Origin of the sequence: Psychroserpens sp. XS_ASV72, from assembly GCF_041224425.1 — a bacterium.
Taxonomy (GTDB): domain Bacteria; phylum Bacteroidota; class Bacteroidia; order Flavobacteriales; family Flavobacteriaceae; genus Psychroserpens.
In genome coordinates this window covers 194,645-213,465 of record NZ_JBGFGL010000067.1, presented here as the reverse complement: position 1 = coordinate 213,465, position 18,821 = coordinate 194,645, and the positions used below count along the sequence as shown (strand labels likewise).

The window sequence follows — 18,821 nt, the reverse complement described above, 5'->3', positions numbered from 1 at the left end:
CGGGTCGACGGTGATCGTAGCGCTAACGCCCGTAAGGTCAAGGTCACAGCTCGTATTGGAAACGTTGCTGACATCGATTGTCGCCGCTGGAGTACTCCCCCCAACCGCAATCTCCATCGTCCCATCGGTAGGTATTACTCCTATTACCGACGGGCCGCAGTCTATACTGTAGGTCACGGGGGCACCGGCATCGCCACTGACCACGAACTCACCGTCATCGCCAGAGCACACGCTAGGTGCGGTAGCAGATACCGTAACGGCGTTCGGAAGCGGGTCGACGGTGATGGTTATGCTTTCTTCTTCAGGACATGTATTATTTATTGTTGATACTTCTAATCTATAAGTATTCGTATCAAAACCTGCAGGAATATTAAGAATAGTCAAAACAGCCGTTTGTGTACCTGAATATTGTACTCCGTCAGTTAATGCGGTTCCACCTAGATACCATTGATACAAGTAATCAGCATTTGGAATAGCTATAGTTGTATCGTCGCTAGTGCTTCCATTAAGACCATAATCTGTTACACGAACTCCTGTTGCTACAGCTGTTAGCACTAAGTCTTCAGCTTCACAAATTATAGCAGGATCAGGAGTTATTGTAATAGTATTTACAACATCACTTATAATCTCAGAACCATTAACGCCATCATAACCTCCTACTCCACCTGTCACCAATCCATTACCATTTAAACCAGTTCCATCTAGAATGCCATCATTATCAATATCTATACCTCCAGATTCAACAACATCATTACAGCCATCGTTATCACTATCTGAATCTAAATGATTTGGGACACCATCCTTATCAATATCAAATAGAGTAGTTACTGGGTTATTAAAATTAGCGACACAATTAAACTCAACACTATGTCTTCTAGTTAAGGGGTTATCAGCAGTTGTAACACTAACACCCAATCTTATAATTTGTCTTGACGTATTTGAATAACTTGCTGAAAAATTAACAGAAGGGTTATTGTTAGAGGTCCCAGAAAAATTTACTGTACCTGATGTTCCAACTAGCCAAGGACTTTCATCAGTTATTGTAACATCGGTAGGATTATCAACAGTGTAAGTAATTGGATATTCTGTCCAGTTTTGTTCAAGTATGTCAGCATTTCCATCTAAATCATTGAAATTAATAAACAATTCAGGTAGAACAACAGGTGTATTGGTACCTGATTGAACAAAATCAAATTGGTACTCAACAAATGGTTGTTGACCAGCTGGAACGTTTCCTAAGCGAGTTTCGGGTTTGAAAAATGTAGGGTCGGTAGAGTTTTCATCAATAACCGTTACAAAACAATTGTAAACAAGATTTATTGTGACTAAAGCATCAATACCTGTTGAAACTGAAGGGAATCTAAAAACTTCACCTTCAAGAACTGTTGTGATAGAGCCATCTCCAAGCTCTTCGATAGGTGCATTACTAAAGTCTAAAGTAGTGTGCGAGCCACATATTGGTTGGTCACTTGTAGTATAGCCTTGTTCAACTGTATCTAAAATTCCATCATTATCGTCATCGAGGTCACATCCATCAACAATTAAATCTCCATCATTATCTTGGGCATCATCAAAACCAGGACATTGATCTGTTATATTACTCACTCCATCAAGATCATCATCACATTCATCAGAAGTAATATTTGGATTAAGAGCACTAACATCATTTTGTTGCCCAGTTGAACCACCAACAATAGGTATTCCGTTTGCATCTACAACATCCCCTAAAGTATCATCAATATCTAAGTCTGCAAGTGTAAATCCGCCATCTCCTTCAAGAGCATCTTGACAACCATCGTTATCACTATCTGAATCTAAGAAATCAGGAACTCCTCCTCCATCAAGATCTTGACATAATTCAACTATTACATTATCTAGTCTAAAATCATCTGAAACACCTGTACCATTAGAAAATGCTCTAATCGATATTGTGGCAGTACCAGTAGGAGACACAAAAAAGAAGGTTTGTGTTGAAAACACATTGACTCCTCCATTATCGGCTTGTATTTCAGCTGCTGTCTTACTGTATATTATGGTACCATCTATGGATATTTCTAAAGTAGCATCAATTGGACTAGATGCGTCAGCTGCATCTTGAAACGTAAAGGCCGTAATAACATTTTGATAAACAGTAACTGTTTGTTCAAAGGTAGAATCAGAATTATCTGCTGTAAATCTAGCAATACCTCCACCTATTCCTGATCTGAACCAATCGGCATCTCCAGATTCAGTCCAACCAGTAATTAGGTTCGAATCAAAATTGCCATTAACCAAAGCATTAGAAGCATTACATTCCACTGAATCCAATAATCCATCATTATCATCATCAAGATCACACCCATCTGGAACATTATCGCCATCTGCATCAGCTGAATCATCAAATCCCTCACAAATATCTGAAGCATTAGGAACACCATCATTATCGCAATCATTTAATGGGAAATCCAAACAATCACCAATAACAATTGAGACATTAGCTGTATCGCAAATTGTATTGTTAACATCTAAACAAATCGTATATTCTACTGTATAGGCTCCAGGTGAACTATTTATAGGTATATTGATAGTTCCATCTGTATTAATTGATACTCCAGTAAGTCCGCCATCATTGGAAATCACAATATTATCATCAATATTTGCATCACTAGCCGGAGATCCATCAGCATCGTCATTACCATTTCCATTATCATTAAAGACACTGAGTGTCGTAGCTCCTGTTATAGGATTAAAAGGAGTTGTACTGAAGTCATCATCTTGAGCGGTAATTGTTTGCGAAAATGAACTTTCAACTGTTAATAATAGAAATGAGGCTAGAATACCTAACTTAATGTATAACGAGAATAGAGTAGAGATTTTCATAAAATCTTATATAAATTTATTATTCTTCTATTAATTGAAACACCAAAGAGAAACTATCTAAAAACAAAAAAAGCCATGATTCATACACAAAAATGTATGAAACAGACTTACTGTTTGTGTTTGTAGGTTCAATGTTAGTGCTATTAATCTGATTCAAATGTAACAATTATGCAATCAACAAACCATAAAAATTAACATTTATTTTACCGATTAAACTAGTGTTTTTGTCGGTTAAAAGTACAATTTCAGTAATTTTCTTAAAATCGCTATTTCATTATTCCTATTTGAACAAATCCATAGATGGTTTTTAAAAGATTGCATCAATTATACCTACGATAAAAGGCTGTTTTAAGTTTTAATCTATTAATAAGATTTATATTTGCAACGATTAAAAATGACTATGAGCTTTATTAAAGAAATCAATAGACGACGAACATTTGGAATTATTTCCCATCCAGATGCAGGTAAAACCACATTAACCGAAAAATTACTTCTTTTCGGTGGTGCTATTCAAGAGGCTGGTGCAGTTAAAAGCAATAAAATCAAAAAAGGCGCAACCAGTGATTTTATGGAAATTGAGCGTCAAAGGGGAATTTCTGTGGCTACATCAGTACTTGCTTTTGAGTACGATGGGATAAAAATTAATATTCTTGATACACCTGGACATAAGGATTTTGCCGAAGATACGTTTAGAACACTTACTGCCGTAGATAGTGTTATTGTTGTTATAGACGTCGCTAAAGGGGTTGAGGAACAAACCGAAAAATTAGTTGAAGTTTGTAGAATGCGGAATATTCCAATGATTGTTTTTATTAATAAACTAGATCGCGAAGGAAAGGATGCTTTTGATCTTCTCGATGAAATTGAACAAAAATTAGGATTAAAAGTCACACCACTTAGTTTTCCTATTGGAATGGGATATGATTTTAAAGGTATTTATAATATCTGGGAAAGAAACATCAATCTTTTCAGTGGAGATAGCCGAAAAGATATAGAGGAAACCATTGAAATAAATGATTTAAGCTCTTCAGAACTAGATCGCCTTGTGGGAGAAAAATCTGCACAAACCTTAAGGGATGAAATTGAATTGGTGGAAGGTATTTATCCAAGTTTTGATAAAGAAGAGTACCTTAACGGTGATCTGCAACCTGTATTTTTTGGTTCAGCCTTGAACAATTTTGGTGTTCGAGAATTATTGGATTGTTTTGTCGAGATTGCTCCAAAGCCTCGACCTAAGAGAAGTGAAGAGCGTTTAGTTAAGCCTGAAGAAAAAGACTTTACAGGATTTGTTTTTAAGATTCATGCCAATATGGATCCTAACCACAGAAATCGATTGGCTTTTATCAAAATTGTTTCAGGTGAGTTTAAAAGGAATACGCCTTATTTGCATGTTCGGCATGATAAAAAAATGAAATTCTCAAGTCCGAATGCTTTTTTTGCCGAGAAAAAAGAAATTGTAGATATTTCGTATCCTGGTGATATTGTTGGACTACAGGACACTGGAAATTTTAAGATTGGAGACACTTTAACTGAAGGCGAAGTATTGAATTACAAAGGGATTCCAAGTTTCTCACCAGAGCATTTTAGATATATCAATAATGCCGATCCGATGAAATCAAAACAACTTTACAAGGGTATTGATCAATTGATGGATGAAGGTGTAGCCCAGTTATTTACTCTCGAACTCAATGGCAGAAAAGTGATTGGTACCGTTGGAGCCCTTCAATATGAAGTTATTCAATACCGACTTGAGCATGAATATGGTGCAAAATGCACCTATGAAAACTTAAATGTTTACAAAGCTTGTTGGGTAGATCCTAAAGATCCAAAAAGTGAAGAGTTTAAAGAATTCTTGAGAGTTAAACAACGATTTTTGGCTAAGGACAAGCATGAACAATTAGTATTCTTGGCAGATTCGGCATTTTCTTTACAAATGACTCAACAGAAATATCCAAATATTACGCTACATTTTACTTCAGAATTTGATTAAAATAGATGTCATTCATCGATAAGACAATTAAAAATATGTATTTAATCGATAAAATAATACGTTTTGTCGATTTTTTTAATCCTAAATCGTTATAGTAATTACATTTAAAATACGATTAACCCCAAATTGATCTACTTATGAAAACGAATCCGCACGTTTTCAGTAATAGCGATATTACTGTAACCTACAATCCCTGTCAATGTATTAACGCAGAACGATGTGCTTTAGAGCTGTCGAATGTATTTCGCCAATCAGTAATCCCTTGGATAGACTTAGAAGGTGCTACAACAGATGAAATAATGTCCCAAATAAGAAAGTGTCCTTCTGGTGCTTTACAATACCACATCAATAAAAAAGAAGTCGCTTAACTATAGATACTGAATTGCAAAAATCCCTTTTGAAACGAGTTTTCAAAAGGGATTCTATTTTTAAGCCTGACCTGTAGGTCCAAAATTCAACGGAATTGGCGTTTTTCTAAAGGCATATTTTGAAAAAGTTAAAAACTATTCCTTTTAAAACCTAAAATTATGCTTGTCCTGTAGGTCCAAAATTCAACGGAATAGGCGCTTTTTCATAATCTTTGATTTCACCATGAGCAGCTTCAAACCTGCTGATGTTATCTCCTAATGCCTTCAATAGTCTTTTAGCATGTTGAGGCGTTAAAATGATTCTAGATTTCACTTTGCTCTTTGGAGTTCCAGGCATAATGCTTACAAAATCAATGACAAATTCTGATACAGAGTGGTTGATAATTGCAAGGTTTGAATAGGTCCCTTCTGCTACCTTTTCGTCTAATTCTATATTGATACCTTGTTTTTTGTTTTTATTGTCTTCAGCCATAATTTATAGTTTTAAATAATATTATAAAATTAAAGTCCTACTGAACCAGCAGGACTTTAATAATTCTAGAAGTTCCAACGTTCGTTGGTACTTATGTTTCAATGCCTAAAAGAAATACTAGTTGTAGTTCATTTCTTCTTTAGCCTTCATCATTTCATTAAATTCCTCTTTAGAACCTACAATAATGTTGTCGTAAGCTCTAACACCAGTTCCTGCTGGAATTCTATGTCCGACGATAACATTTTCTTTCAATCCTTCGAGTTCATCAACCTTACCATTAACTGCAGCTTCGTTAAGTACCTTAGTCGTTTCCTGGAACGATGCAGCAGAAATAAATGATTTAGTTTGAAGTGAAGCTCTAGTAATACCTTGTAAGATAGGAGTTGCTGTAGCTGGTTTTGCATCTCTAGCAGTAGCTAAAGCCTTATCCTCTCTTCTAAGTAAAGAGTTCTCATCTCTTAAATCTCTAGGTGAAAGTATCTGACCTGGTTTCAACGTTTGTGAATCTCCAGCATCTTCAACAACTTTCAATCCGAAAATCTTATCGTTTTCTTCAATAAAGTCAGATTTATGCACCAATTGATCTTCTAAGAATACGGTATCACCTGAATCAATGATTCTCACCTTACGCATCATTTGTCTCACAACAACCTCGAAGTGCTTGTCATTGATCTTAACCCCTTGCAAACGATAAACTTCTTGTACCTCGTTCACTAAGTACTGCTGAACAGCAGCAGGTCCTTTGATGTTTAAGATATCATTAGGCGTGATTGATCCATCTGAAAGTGGCATACCAGCTTTAACGTAATCATTTTCCTGAACCAGGATTTGATTAGATAATTTCACTAAGTATTTCTTAACCTCACCTAATTTAGATTCGATAATGATTTCACGGTTACCTCTCTTGATTTTTCCAAAAGACACCACACCATCGATTTCACTAACAACAGCTGGATTTGATGGATTACGTGCTTCAAATAATTCTGTTACACGTGGTAAACCACCAGTAATATCACCTGCTTTAGCAGATTTACGAGGAATCTTCACAAGAATCTTCCCAACGTTAATCTTCTCACCATCGTCAATCATCAAGTGTGCACCAACAGGTAAGTTATAAGAACGAATCGTTTCACCTTTTCCATCTTCAATGTGAAGTGTAGGAATCAATTTCTTATTTCTAGATTCAGAAATTACTTTTTCTTGGAAACCTGTTTGTTCATCTATTTCTACTTGGTAAGTAATACCTTGTTCAATATTTTCATATTTCACCTTACCAGCAAATTCTGAAATAATCACACCGTTGTATGGATCCCATTGACAAATCACATCACCTTTCTTCACCTTATCTCCTGGTTTCACAAAAATATTGGAACCGTAAGGAATATTGTTAGTACTTAAGGTAATTCCTGTTTTAGCATCTACTAATTTCAATTCAGATGTACGAGAAATCACCACGTCAACTTTATTACCTTCGTTGTCAGTACCTTTTACTGTTTTAAGGTCTTCTATTTCAGCAATACCGTCAAACTTAACGACTAATTTATTCTCTTCGGAAATGTTTCCTGCAATACCACCTACGTGGAATGTACGAAGTGTCAACTGAGTTCCAGGCTCACCAATAGATTGGGCAGCAACAACACCAACAGCTTCTCCTCTTTGTACCATTTTACCAGTGGCAAGATTTCTACCGTAACATTTTGCACAAATTCCTTGTTTTGCTTCACAAGTCAAAGGCGAACGTACTTCAATAGTATCTAAAGCAGATACATCAATTCGCTTAGCGATAACATCATTAATATGACCACCAGCTTCAACTAAAAGCTCTTCAGTAATTGGGTCATAAACATCGTTTAATGATGTACGACCAACAATTCTAGACTCAAGGCTTTCAATGATTTCCTCATTTTTCTTCAATGGACTAACCTCGATACCTCTTAAAGTACCACAATCTTCACTATAGATAATAACATCTTGAGATACATCAACCAAACGACGTGTTAAATAACCAGCATCCGCTGTTTTAAGAGCCGTATCGGCAAGACCTTTACGTGCACCGTGAGTAGAGATAAAGTATTCTAAAATTGAAAGTCCTTCTTTAAAGTTAGATAGGATAGGGTTTTCAATAATCTCACCTCCTCCAGCATTAGATTTCTTAGGTTTCGCCATCAATCCACGCATACCTGTCAACTGACGGATTTGTTCTTTCGATCCACGAGCTCCAGAATCAAGCATCATATACACCGAGTTGAATCCTTGTTGATCTTCACGGATACGCTTCATAGACAATTCTGTCAATTCAGCATTGGTAGAAGTCCAAATATCAATTACCTGGTTGTAACGTTCGTTATTGGTAATCAATCCCATGTTATAGTTGGCCATAATTCCATCAACCAAGCCATTTGCTTTGTCGATCATGGTTTGTTTTTCAGCAGGAATGATAATATCACCTAAACTGAATGACAATCCACCTTGGAATGCAAACTTATAACCTAAGGTCTTGATTTCATCAAGGAATTCAGCAGTTTCAGGAACACTAGTAACTTTTAGGATGTTTCCAATAGTGTCTCTTAATGACTTTTTAGTCAAAACCTCATTAATGTAACCTGCAGCTTCAGGTACTTTTTCATTGAAAAGTACACGTCCGACAGTGGTTTCAATTAACTGCGTTGTTAATTCTCCTTCTTCATTAAAATCTTTTACTCTTACTTTAATTCCAGCATTCAAGTCAACTTTCTTCTCATTGTAAGCAATAGTTACTTCCTCTGGAGAATAAAATACTAGCCCTTCGCCTTTCACAGGCACCTCTTCAGTAGATCTTCTATGCTTGGTCATATAGTATAAACCAAGTACCATATCCTGAGAAGGAACCGTTACAGGAGAACCATTCGCTGGATTCAAAATGTTATGTGATGCTAACATCAATAACTGAGCTTCCAAAATAGCCTCAGGTCCAAGTGGTAAATGCACAGCCATCTGGTCACCATCGAAATCGGCGTTAAAAGCCGTACATACCAATGGATGCAACTGGATTGCCTTACCTTCAATCAATTTAGGTTGGAAGGCTTGGATACCCAATCTGTGTAATGTAGGAGCACGGTTTAGTAATACTGGATGTCCTTTAAGAACATTTTCTAAGATATCCCAAACAACAGGCTCTTTTCTATCTATGATTTTCTTTGCAGATTTTACTGTTTTAACAATACCTCTTTCTATCAGTTTTCTGATGATGAAAGGTTTGTAAAGTTCAGCTGCCATATTTTTTGGCAATCCACATTCAAATAATTTTAATTCTGGTCCAACGACGATAACCGAACGTGCTGAATAATCGACACGCTTACCTAAAAGGTTTTGACGGAAACGACCTTGCTTACCTTTTAATGAATCTGAAAGTGATTTCAACGGACGGTTAGAATCGGTCTTTACTGCAGAAGCCTTACGTGTGTTATCGAATAACGAATCTACAGACTCTTGTAGCATACGCTTTTCGTTACGTAAGATTACTTCTGGTGCTTTGATTTCAACCAAACGCTTCAAACGGTTATTACGGATAATAACACGGCGGTATAAATCATTCAAATCGGATGTTGCGAAACGGCCACCATCAAGAGGCACCAAAGGTCTTAATTCTGGTGGAATGATTGGAATCGCCTTCATGATCATCCATTCTGGCTTATTCTCACGGTTTTCGTTTGACTCTCTAAAAGCTTCAACCACTTGAAGACGCTTTAAAGCTTCCGTTTTACGTTGCTTTGACGTTTCTGTATTGGCCTTGTGGCGCAATTCATAAGAAAGTTGATCTAAATCGATTCGCGATAACAATTCAATAAGACACTCTGCTCCCATTTTAGCGATAAACTTGTTAGGGTCAGAATCTTCTAAATATTGATTTTCCTTCGGAAGGGTTTCAAGGATATTTAGGTATTCTTCCTCAGTAAGGAAGTCCATTTTCTGTAATGGTTCACCTTCCGCATTTTTAGCTTCACCAGGTTGAATTACCACATAACGTTCGTAATAGATAATCATATCCAAACGCTTGGAAGGCAATCCTAATAAATATCCAATTTTATTTGGTAATGAACGGAAATACCAGATGTGAGCAACAGGCACAACTAAGTTGATATGCCCAACACGGTCACGACGTACTTTCTTTTCAGTTACCTCAACACCACATCGGTCACAAACGATACCTTTGTAGCGAATTCTTTTATATTTACCACAAGCACATTCAAAATCCTTAACAGGACCAAAAATACGCTCACAGAATAAACCATCACGTTCTGGTTTATGTGTTCGATAATTAATAGTTTCCGGTTTTAAAACCTCACCACGTGATGCTGCCAAAACAGACTCTGGAGATGCTAAACCAATGGAGATTTTATTAAATCTCTGTACTGTATTCTTATCTTGTCTTCTAGCCATAATAACTTTATAGTCTATAGTTTATCCATTCGACTTTTAACGGCCGAATGGATTCCCCTTTTATTTTATTCTTCTAATCTAATATCTAATCCTAAGCCCTTCAATTCGTGCATTAATACATTGAAAGATTCAGGTAGTCCTGGCTCTGGCATTGGCTCTCCTTTTACGATAGCTTCGTAAGTTTTAGCTCTACCTATCACATCGTCAGACTTCACGGTTAAGATTTCACGCAGTGTACTTGAAGCACCATAAGCCTCAAGCGCCCAAACCTCCATCTCACCAAAACGCTGACCACCAAACTGTGCTTTACCACCAAGAGGCTGCTGTGTAATCAATGAGTAAGGACCAATAGAACGTGCGTGCATCTTATCGTCAATCATATGACCTAGTTTAATCATATAGATCACACCAACGGTAGCCGCTTGATCGAAACGATCTCCTGTTCCACCATCGTAAAGGTAAGTATGACCAAATCTTGGCACACCAGCTTCATCAGTAAATTCATTGATTTGATCGAGAGTTGCACCGTCAAAAATAGGCGTCGCATAGGTACGACCTAATTTTTGTCCAGCCCAACCAAGAACTGTTTCATAAATCTGTCCGATGTTCATACGAGATGGTACACCAAGTGGATTCAATACGATATCAACAGGTGTTCCATCTTCAAGGAATGGCATATCTTCCTGACGAACGATACGTGCCACAATACCTTTATTACCGTGACGTCCAGCCATTTTATCACCAACTTTAAGTTTACGTTTTTTAGCAACGTATACTTTAGCCAATTTGATAATTCCTGATGGTAACTCATCACCAACAGAAATGGTAAACTTCTCACGACGTAAAGAACCTTGAAGATCATTTTCCTTAATCTTATAATTGTGAATCAAATCAGCAACCAAAGCATTTAAGTGATCATCTGTCGTCCAAGTTCCAGAAGTTAAATGCGTATAATCATCTACAGCATTTAACATCTTAAGTGTATATTTCTTTCCTTTAGGAATGATTTCTTCTCCTAAGTCATTAAAGATACCCTGAGCTGTTTTACCATTTACAAGAGCGAATAGTTTTTCAACTAAAACATCTTTTAAGTCGTCAAACTTCTTGTAATAGATATTCTCTAGTGCTTCGATATCTTCTTTATCCTTAGCTCTCTTACGCTTATCTTTGATTGCCCTTGAGAACAACTTCTTGTCGATAACAACACCATGTAAAGAAGGTGATGCTTTTAGGGACGCATCCTTAACATCTCCAGCTTTATCACCGAAAATCGCACGTAATAATTTCTCTTCAGGTGTTGGATCAGATTCTCCCTTAGGCGTAATCTTACCAATAAGAATGTCTCCAGGTTTGATTTCAGCACCAATTCTGATCATACCGTTTTCATCAAGGTCTTTTGTAGCCTCTTCAGAAACGTTAGGAATATCATTGGTTAACTCTTCATTACCTAGTTTTGTATCTCTAACTTCAAGAGAATATTCATCTATATGGATTGAGGTAAAGATATCATCGCGAACTACTTTTTCAGAAATCACGATAGCATCCTCGAAGTTGTACCCTTTCCAAGGCATGAAGGCTACTTTCATATTTCTACCCAATGCCAATTCGCCGTTTTGAGTCGCATAACCTTCACATAATACTTGTCCTTTAACCACCTTATCACCTTTGGTAACAATTGGCTTAAGGTTGATAGAAGTTCCTTGGTTCGTTTTTCTAAACTTCACCAAAGGATAGGTTTTGGTATCGCTATCAAAGCTCACCATTGCTTCCTCTTCAGTGCGCTTGTATTTAATGACAATTTCGTTGGCATCAACGTATTCAACAACACCGTCACCCTCAGCATTAATCAATACTCTTGAATCTGAAGCCACTTGGCGTTCAAGACCAGTTCCAACGATTGGCGCTTCAGGTCGTAATAATGGTACAGCCTGACGCATCATGTTAGATCCCATCAAGGCACGGTTTGCATCATCATGTTCCAAGAATGGAATCAATGAAGCCGAAATAGAAGCAATCTGGTTTGGTGCCACATCAGTGTAGTGAACGTTTACGGGATCAATAACAGGAAAATCGCCTTCTTGACGTGCAATAATCTTGTCTTCAATGATTTTTCCTTTATCATCGACACGAATGTTTGCTTGTGCAATCAACATGTCTTCTTCCTCTTCAGCACTTAAATATGTTGGATCGTTTTTGATATCAACAACACCATCTTCAGCTTTTCTATAAGGCGTTTCGATGAAGCCCATAGCATTTACTTTAGCATACACAGAAAGAGATGAAATCAATCCAATGTTCGGTCCTTCAGGAGTTTCAATGGGACATAATCTTCCGTAGTGCGTGTAGTGAACGTCACGAACCTCGAAACCTGCTCTTTCACGAGACAGACCTCCAGGACCTAAAGCAGACAAACGACGCTTATGTGTGATTTCAGCTAATGGATTGGTTTGATCCATGAACTGAGATAACTGGTTTGTTCCGAAGAATGAGTTGATTACTGAAGATAAAGTCTTCGCATTAATCAAGTCAATTGGTGTAAAGACTTCATTATCACGTACGTTCATACGCTCACGAATGGTACGAGCCATACGCGCTAAACCGACACCAAACTGAGAAGACAACTGCTCACCAACAGTTCGTACACGACGGTTGGATAAGTGATCGATATCATCGATCTCAGCTTTTGAGTTGATCAACTCAATTAAATATTTAATGATCGTAATGATATCTTCTTTGGTAAGTACTTGCTTATCCATTCCGATATCCAATCCTAATTTCTTGTTCATTCTGTAACGACCTACTTCACCTAAAGAGTAACGTTGGTCTGAGAAGAATAACTTGTCAATAATACCTCTTGCTGTTTCCTCATCTGGTGGTTCAGCATTACGTAATTGACGGTAAATATGTTCAACAGCTTCTTTTTCAGAGTTTGTTGGATCTTTCTGTAATGTATTATGGATGATAGCATAATCCCCTTGTTGGGCACTTTCCTTATGCAATAGGATGGTTTTTACTCCAGCTTCAAGGATTTCAGCTATATTATCTTTATCTATTTCGGTATCACGATCTAAAACTATTTCGTTACGCTCGATAGACACCACTTCACCTGTATCTTCATCAACGAAATCTTCGTGCCATGTATTAAGCACACGAGCAGCAAGTTTACGACCGATAACTTTCTTAAGACCAGATTTAGACACTTTAACTTCTTCAGCTAAATCGAAAATCTCAAGAATATCCTTATCACGTTCAAATCCGATAGCTCTAAATAATGTTGTAACAGGTAACTTTTTCTTTCTGTCAATGTATGCATACATGACCTGATTGATATCTGTAGCAAATTCAATCCAAGATCCTTTGAAAGGAATTACCCTTGCTGAGTATAATTTAGTACCATTGGCATGGAAAGACTGGCTAAAGAATACACCAGGTGACCTGTGCAATTGTGACACTACTACACGCTCAGCACCATTGATACAAAACGTTCCGCTAGGTGTCATGTAAGGAATTGTTCCTAGGTAAACATCTTGAACAATCGTCTCAAAGTCTTCATGCTCTGGGTCTGTACAATACAGTTTCAAACGTGCCTTAAGTGGTACACTGTATGTTAGCCCTCTTTCAATACATTCCTCTATGGTATAACGAGGAGGATCGATAAAATAATCTAAAAACTCCAGTACAAATTGGTTACGTGTATCTGTAATCGGGAAGTTTTCCATGAAGGTATTGTAGAGCCCTTCATTGCCTCTTTCTTCTGATTTTGTCTCTAACTGGAAAAAATCCTGGAAGGATTTAATTTGAATATCCAAGAAATCAGGATACTCAGTTCTATTAACTATGGAAGAGAAATTTAATCTTTCAGCTGTGTTTGCTAACATCGATGAACGAGATTTTGATTAAAAAATAACTTGGTTTATTTGTGTACCTATTTAATACACAAAAGGGTTTAGGTCATTCCGAGTGTTTCGGAAGACCTAAACCATAAATTGTAGGTTTGCTGAGCTTACTTAAGCTCAACCTCAGCTCCAGCTTCTTCTAACTGAGACTTTAACGCTTCAGCTTCATCTTTAGCTACACCTTCCTTGATTGGAGATGGAGCTTCGTCAACTAGACCTTTTGCTTCTTTTAATCCTAAACCAGTTAATTCTTTAACTAATTTTACAACAGCTAATTTAGAACCACCTGCCGCTTTAAGGATTACATCAAATTCAGACTTTTCTTCAGCTGCTTCACCTGCTGCTGCACCACCACCTGCTGCTACTGCTACTGCAGCTGCTGCTGGTTCGATACCGTACTCGTCTTTTAATATTGTAGCTAATTCATTAACTTCTTTTACCGTTAAATTAACTAATTGTTCTGCAAAATCTTTTAAATCTGCCATTTCTACCGTTTTTAAAAATTTTTAATAATATAATTTGTTTAAGTGCGTACACATTTGATTATCCTTCTTTCTCGGATAAAGTTTTAACAATTCCTGCCAATGTTCCACCACTTGATTTAAGTGCTGAGATAACGTTTTTAGCTGGAGATTGTAATAAGGTAACGATCTCACCAATTAATTCCTCACGAGACTTGATATCTACTAGAGTATCTAATTGTTCGTCGCCAATGTAAATTGCTTCTTCTATAAAAGCTCCTTTAAGCAAAGGCTTATCAGATTTTTTACGGAAGGCTTTAATTACTTTAGCTGGAGCATTACCAGTTTCAGAATACATTACTGAAGTATTACCTTTCAAAACACCTGGAAGTTCACCGAAATCTTTATCGGAAGCTTCCATAGCTTTCGTCAACAATGTATTTTTTACAACGTTAAGCTTTACGTTGGCTTTAAAACAAGCACGACGTAAATCTGAAGTGTTTCCTGCGTTCAATCCAGAAATATCAGTTAAATAGATATTTGTATTTTCTGCTAACTGAGCAGTCAACTCTTCAATTACTTGCGATTTTTCTTCTCTTGTCATAATACTAAAGATTAACTACTTAATTTATTTTTGGATCTACAGCAATGCTTGGGCTCATTGTACTTGACAAATAAATGCTCTTCATATAAACACCTTTCGCTGCTGTTGGTTTTAATTTATTCAGTGTGGTTAACAATTCCATTGCATTTTCCTTGATCTTATCAGCTGTAAAAGACGCCTTTCCGATAGGAGCATGTACAATTCCAGTTTTGTCAACCTTGAAATCAATTTTACCAGCTTTAACTTCAGATACGGCTTTACCGATATCCATAGTCACTGTTCCTGTCTTTGGGTTTGGCATTAGACCTCTTGGACCTAACACTCTACCTAATGGACCTAATTTACCCATGATAGCAGGCATGGTAACGATAACGTCAACATCTGTCCAACCACCTTTGATTTTATCAAGGTATTCGTCAAGACCTACGTAATCAGCACCAGCTTCTTTAGCTTCGTCTTCCTTATCAGGAGTTACTAAAGCTAAAACTTTCATGTCTTTTCCTGTTCCATGTGGTAAAGACACTACACCTCTAACCATTTGATTGGCTTTACGAGGATCTACACCCAATCTTACCGCTAAGTCAACAGAGGCATCAAATTTGGTATATGTAATCTCTTTTAATAGTGATGAAGCTTCCTCAAGAGAGTACAATTTGTTCTTCTCTACTTTAGCTAAAGCTTCCTTTCTCTTTTTTGTTATTCTTGCCATTTCAAAAAATTTTAGTTAGGTGCTTCACCACCTTTAACTGTGATTCCCATTGATCGTGCAGTACCTGCAACCATCTTCATAGCAGACTCAACAGTAAATGCATTTAAATCTTGCATTTTGTCTTCTGCGATTGTCTTCACTTGATCCCAAGTGACTTTAGCTACTTTCTTTCGGTTTGGTTCTCCAGATCCTTTCTTTACTTTGGCCGCTTCTAATAATTGTACTGCCGCAGGAGGCGTTTTAATCACGAAGTCGAAAGACTTGTCCTTGTAAACTGATATAACAACAGGTAAAACCTTTCCAGCTTTATCTTGTGTTCTACCATTAAATTGCTTACAGAACTCCATGATATTAACTCCAGCAGCACCTAAAGCGGGTCCAACCGGTGGCGATGGATTCGCAGCACCTCCCCGAACTTGTAACTTAACTACTTTGTCTAGTTCTTTTGCCATTTTACTAATTTTAGTGTGGTACGATTTTTAAGTAGGAAGCTAAAAAGCGTACGTTCTATATTTGTAACAATTATTATACTTTTTCAACTTGCATATAACTCAATTCCAACGGTGTTTTTCTTCCGAAAATCTTAACCATTACTTCAAGTTTACGCTTCTCTTCATTAATTTTCTCGATAGTTCCGTCAAACCCGTTGAACGGTCCATCAATAACTTTAACCGTTTCACCAACTGTATATGGTATGGCCACATTCACGTCAGTATCAACTGCAAGTTCATCAACCTTACCTAGCATTCTATTCACCTCAGACTGTCTTAAAGGAACAGGATCTCCTCCTTTTGTTTCCCCTAAGAAGCCAATCACGTTTGTAATTGACTTAATAATGTGAGGTATTTCACCACTAAGATTGGCTTGTATCATAATGTAACCAGGAAAATAAACACGTTCTTTGTTGATTTTTTTCCCGTTACGTATTTGTATTACTTTTTCAGTTGGAACCAATACCTGGTCAACAAAATCCTCCAAACCTAATCTAGCTATCTCATTTTCGATATAGGTCTTGATTTTATTTTCTTGGCCACTTACAGCTCTAACAACATACCACTTTTTATTTCCATTTGTCTCAGACATCTTAATCTCCTTTTTAAAGTGTTTGTTACATCAAGCCAAAATACGCCTTAATGACTTTGCTAAAAACTGTATCGATTCCCCAAATAGCCAAAGAAAAAATTATTGAAAACACAGCAACCAATACTGTGAGGCTTTGCGCCTCTGACCATGAAGGCCATGTCACATTGTTCTTCAACTCTTCAAACGATTCTTTAACGTAATTTACTATTCCTGCCATTTGATTTTATATTTGCACGGGTTGAGAGACTCGAACTCCCGACACCTGGTTTTGGAGACCAGTGCTCTACCAACTGAGCTAAACCCGTAAATATAAATCAAGGCGTTCGCCTCAGACGAACACCTTAATCCATATTTATAAAAAAATATTTTAGTCTAAAATTTCAGTTACCTGACCTGCACCAACTGTTCTACCACCTTCACGGATAGCGAAACGTAAACCTACGTTCATTGCAATTGGTTGGATCAACTCAACAGTAATAGTTAAGTTATCACCAGGCATTACCATTTCAACACCATCTGGAAGAGAAATGTTTCCAGTTACGTCAGTTGTACGAACGTAGAACTGCGGACGGTAATTGTTATGGAATGGAGTGTGACGTCCACCTTCTTCTTTTTTCAAGATATACACCTCAGCTTTAAATTTAGCATGTGGTGTTACTGAACCTGGCTTAGTAATTACCATACCTCTTGAGATTTGAGTTTTCTCAATACCTCTTAACAAGATACCTGCGTTATCACCAGCTTCACCTCTATCCAAAATTTGACGGAACATTTCGATACCAGTAATAGTAGAAGTCAATTTTTCAGCTCCCATACCGATAATCTCAACAGGATCTCCTGTGTTAGCCACACCAGTTTCAATACGACCAGTAGCAACCGTTCCACGACCAGTAATTGAGAATACATCTTCAATTGGCATCAAGAATGGCTTATCCATATCACGAACAGGCTCTTCAATCCAGTTATCAACAGCTTCCATCAATTCCATAACTGTATCAACCCACTTTTGCTCACCGTTAAGTGCTCCTAAAGCAGATCCAGCAATGATAGGACCATTATCTCCGTCATACTCATAGAAAGATAACAAATCTCTGATTTCCATTTCTACTAACTCTAAAAGCTCTTCATCGTCAACCATGTCAACTTTGTTCATGAATACAACGATACGAGGAATACCTACCTGACGACCAAGTAAGATGTGCTCACGAGTTTGTGGCATAGGACCATCTGTTGCAGCAACAACCAAAATAGCACCATCCATTTGAGCAGCACCAGTAACCATGTTCTTTACGTAATCGGCGTGACCTGGACAGTCAACGTGCGCATAGTGACGGTTAGCTGTTTGATACTCTACGTGAGAAGTATTAATTGTGATACCTCTTTCTTTTTCTTCAGGAGCGTTATCGATAGTATCGAAACTTCTTGCTTCTGATAAACCTGCATCAGCTAATACTTTAGTGATAGCAGCTGTTAAAGTTGTTTTACCGTGATCTACGTGTCCAATTGTACCTATGTTAAGGTGTGGTTTTGAACGATCAAAAGTTGCCTTTGCCATTTTAAATTTATTTAATCTTATTTATATTAGTGTTCAAATTTTTTCTTAAAAAGAGCCAATGACGAGATTTGAACTCGTGACCTCTTCCTTACCAAGGAAACGCTCTACCCCTGAGCTACACCGGCCTTAAGGTTGTTTTCTAAACAGAAACGTTTACCTAATATCAAGCTAGAACTTTACTTGATTTAGAGCGGGAGACCGGGTTCGAACCGGCGACATTCAGCTTGGAAGGCTGACGCTCTACCAACTGAGCTACTCCCGCGTTTTTACAATTGCCTTAATACAATTGAAGGTATAATTATGTGGGGAGAGCAGGATTCGAACCTGCGAAGTTAAAAAACAACAGATTTACAGTCTGTCCTCGTTGGCCGCTTGAGTATCTCCCCAATTTAAATGAACGTTACT

Annotated in this window: 12 protein-coding genes, 4 tRNA genes and 1 pseudogene; 2 read left to right on the top strand and 15 right to left on the bottom strand. The window is 37.3% G+C overall.

Features of this window, described 5'->3' with window-relative positions; translation table 11 throughout:
• Positions 1-2,859: pseudogene (locus tag AB9K26_RS02070) on the bottom strand (hypothetical protein); the annotation flags it as partial.
• A 400-nt stretch (positions 2,860-3,259) separates the two neighbouring features.
• Here AB9K26_RS02070 and AB9K26_RS02065 point away from each other — a divergent pair.
• Together AB9K26_RS02065 and AB9K26_RS02060 are read left to right on the top strand one after the other, a co-directional pair.
• Positions 3,260-4,849: a peptide chain release factor 3 gene (locus AB9K26_RS02065; protein ID WP_369970870.1), complete on the top strand. Its 1,590-nt coding sequence runs from the start codon at positions 3,260-3,262 to the stop codon at positions 4,847-4,849.
• Between the two features lie 137 nt (positions 4,850-4,986).
• Positions 4,987-5,217 carry a (4Fe-4S)-binding protein gene (locus AB9K26_RS02060; protein WP_369970869.1) on the top strand — a complete coding sequence of 77 codons (231 nt, stop codon included), beginning with the start codon at positions 4,987-4,989 and terminating at the stop codon, positions 5,215-5,217.
• Positions 5,218-5,374: 157 nt separating this feature from the next.
• On the opposite strand, the gene AB9K26_RS02055 is transcribed toward AB9K26_RS02060, so the two are convergent.
• From AB9K26_RS02055 to AB9K26_RS01990, 14 genes are all read right to left on the bottom strand, one after another.
• The gene (locus AB9K26_RS02055; protein WP_369970868.1) at positions 5,375-5,689 is read right to left on the bottom strand and encodes a DUF3467 domain-containing protein; all 315 of its coding nucleotides are present in this window, start codon (positions 5,687-5,689) and stop codon (positions 5,375-5,377) included.
• Between the two features lie 117 nt (positions 5,690-5,806).
• A complete protein-coding gene (rpoC, locus tag AB9K26_RS02050) occupies positions 5,807-10,108 on the bottom strand; it encodes a DNA-directed RNA polymerase subunit beta' (RefSeq protein WP_369970867.1) in 4,302 nt (1,433 codons plus the stop codon).
• A 65-nt stretch (positions 10,109-10,173) separates the two neighbouring features.
• Entirely contained in the window at positions 10,174-13,986 is a 3,813-nt protein-coding gene (gene rpoB / locus AB9K26_RS02045) for a DNA-directed RNA polymerase subunit beta (RefSeq protein WP_369970866.1), read from the bottom strand.
• A 125-nt stretch (positions 13,987-14,111) separates the two neighbouring features.
• The gene (gene rplL / locus AB9K26_RS02040) at positions 14,112-14,489 is read right to left on the bottom strand and encodes a 50S ribosomal protein L7/L12 (RefSeq protein WP_369970865.1); all 378 of its coding nucleotides are present in this window, start codon (positions 14,487-14,489) and stop codon (positions 14,112-14,114) included.
• Between the two features lie 58 nt (positions 14,490-14,547).
• Positions 14,548-15,069 (bottom strand): 50S ribosomal protein L10, encoded by a 522-nt coding sequence (rplJ, locus tag AB9K26_RS02035; protein ID WP_369970864.1) that lies wholly within the window; start codon positions 15,067-15,069, stop codon positions 14,548-14,550.
• A 19-nt stretch (positions 15,070-15,088) separates the two neighbouring features.
• Positions 15,089-15,778: a 50S ribosomal protein L1 gene (rplA, locus tag AB9K26_RS02030; RefSeq protein ID WP_369970863.1), complete on the bottom strand. Its 690-nt coding sequence runs from the start codon at positions 15,776-15,778 to the stop codon at positions 15,089-15,091.
• Between the two features lie 11 nt (positions 15,779-15,789).
• Entirely contained in the window at positions 15,790-16,230 is a 441-nt protein-coding gene (gene rplK, locus AB9K26_RS02025) for a 50S ribosomal protein L11 (protein WP_369970862.1), read from the bottom strand.
• A 73-nt stretch (positions 16,231-16,303) separates the two neighbouring features.
• Positions 16,304-16,861, bottom strand: a complete 558-nt coding sequence (nusG, locus tag AB9K26_RS02020) for a transcription termination/antitermination protein NusG (RefSeq protein ID WP_369970861.1) — start codon at positions 16,859-16,861, stop codon at positions 16,304-16,306.
• Positions 16,862-16,886: 25 nt separating this feature from the next.
• A complete protein-coding gene (gene secE / locus AB9K26_RS02015) occupies positions 16,887-17,078 on the bottom strand; it encodes a preprotein translocase subunit SecE (protein WP_369970860.1) in 192 nt (63 codons plus the stop codon).
• A 15-nt stretch (positions 17,079-17,093) separates the two neighbouring features.
• Positions 17,094-17,166, bottom strand: a tRNA-Trp gene (locus AB9K26_RS02010).
• Positions 17,167-17,228: 62 nt separating this feature from the next.
• A complete protein-coding gene (gene tuf, locus AB9K26_RS02005; protein WP_369970859.1) occupies positions 17,229-18,416 on the bottom strand; it encodes an elongation factor Tu in 1,188 nt (395 codons plus the stop codon).
• A 53-nt stretch (positions 18,417-18,469) separates the two neighbouring features.
• Positions 18,470-18,541, bottom strand: a tRNA-Thr gene (locus AB9K26_RS02000).
• A gap of 64 nt (positions 18,542-18,605) precedes the next feature.
• A tRNA-Gly gene (locus AB9K26_RS01995) sits at positions 18,606-18,678 on the bottom strand.
• A 41-nt stretch (positions 18,679-18,719) separates the two neighbouring features.
• Positions 18,720-18,802 (bottom strand) — tRNA-Tyr (locus tag AB9K26_RS01990).
• Between the last annotated feature and the right edge of the window lie 19 nt (positions 18,803-18,821).

Bases quoted from the DNA above. Each gene is read 5' to 3' on its own strand.
- AB9K26_RS02065 (WP_369970870.1), top strand. From the start codon at position 3,260: ATGAGCTTTATTAAAGAAATCAATAGACGACGAACATTTGGAATTATT.
- AB9K26_RS02060 (WP_369970869.1), top strand. From the start codon at position 4,987: ATGAAAACGAATCCGCACGTTTTCAGTAATAGCGATATTACTGTAACC.
- AB9K26_RS02055 (WP_369970868.1), bottom strand. From the start codon at position 5,689: ATGGCTGAAGACAATAAAAACAAAAAACAAGGTATCAATATAGAATTA.
- rpoC (WP_369970867.1), bottom strand. From the start codon at position 10,108: ATGGCTAGAAGACAAGATAAGAATACAGTACAGAGATTTAATAAAATC.
- rpoB (WP_369970866.1), bottom strand. From the start codon at position 13,986: ATGTTAGCAAACACAGCTGAAAGATTAAATTTCTCTTCCATAGTTAAT.
- rplL (WP_369970865.1), bottom strand. From the start codon at position 14,489: ATGGCAGATTTAAAAGATTTTGCAGAACAATTAGTTAATTTAACGGTA.
- rplJ (WP_369970864.1), bottom strand. From the start codon at position 15,069: ATGACAAGAGAAGAAAAATCGCAAGTAATTGAAGAGTTGACTGCTCAG.
- rplA (WP_369970863.1), bottom strand. From the start codon at position 15,778: ATGGCAAGAATAACAAAAAAGAGAAAGGAAGCTTTAGCTAAAGTAGAG.
- rplK (WP_369970862.1), bottom strand. From the start codon at position 16,230: ATGGCAAAAGAACTAGACAAAGTAGTTAAGTTACAAGTTCGGGGAGGT.
- nusG (WP_369970861.1), bottom strand. From the start codon at position 16,861: ATGTCTGAGACAAATGGAAATAAAAAGTGGTATGTTGTTAGAGCTGTA.
- secE (WP_369970860.1), bottom strand. From the start codon at position 17,078: ATGGCAGGAATAGTAAATTACGTTAAAGAATCGTTTGAAGAGTTGAAG.
- tuf (WP_369970859.1), bottom strand. From the start codon at position 18,416: ATGGCAAAGGCAACTTTTGATCGTTCAAAACCACACCTTAACATAGGT.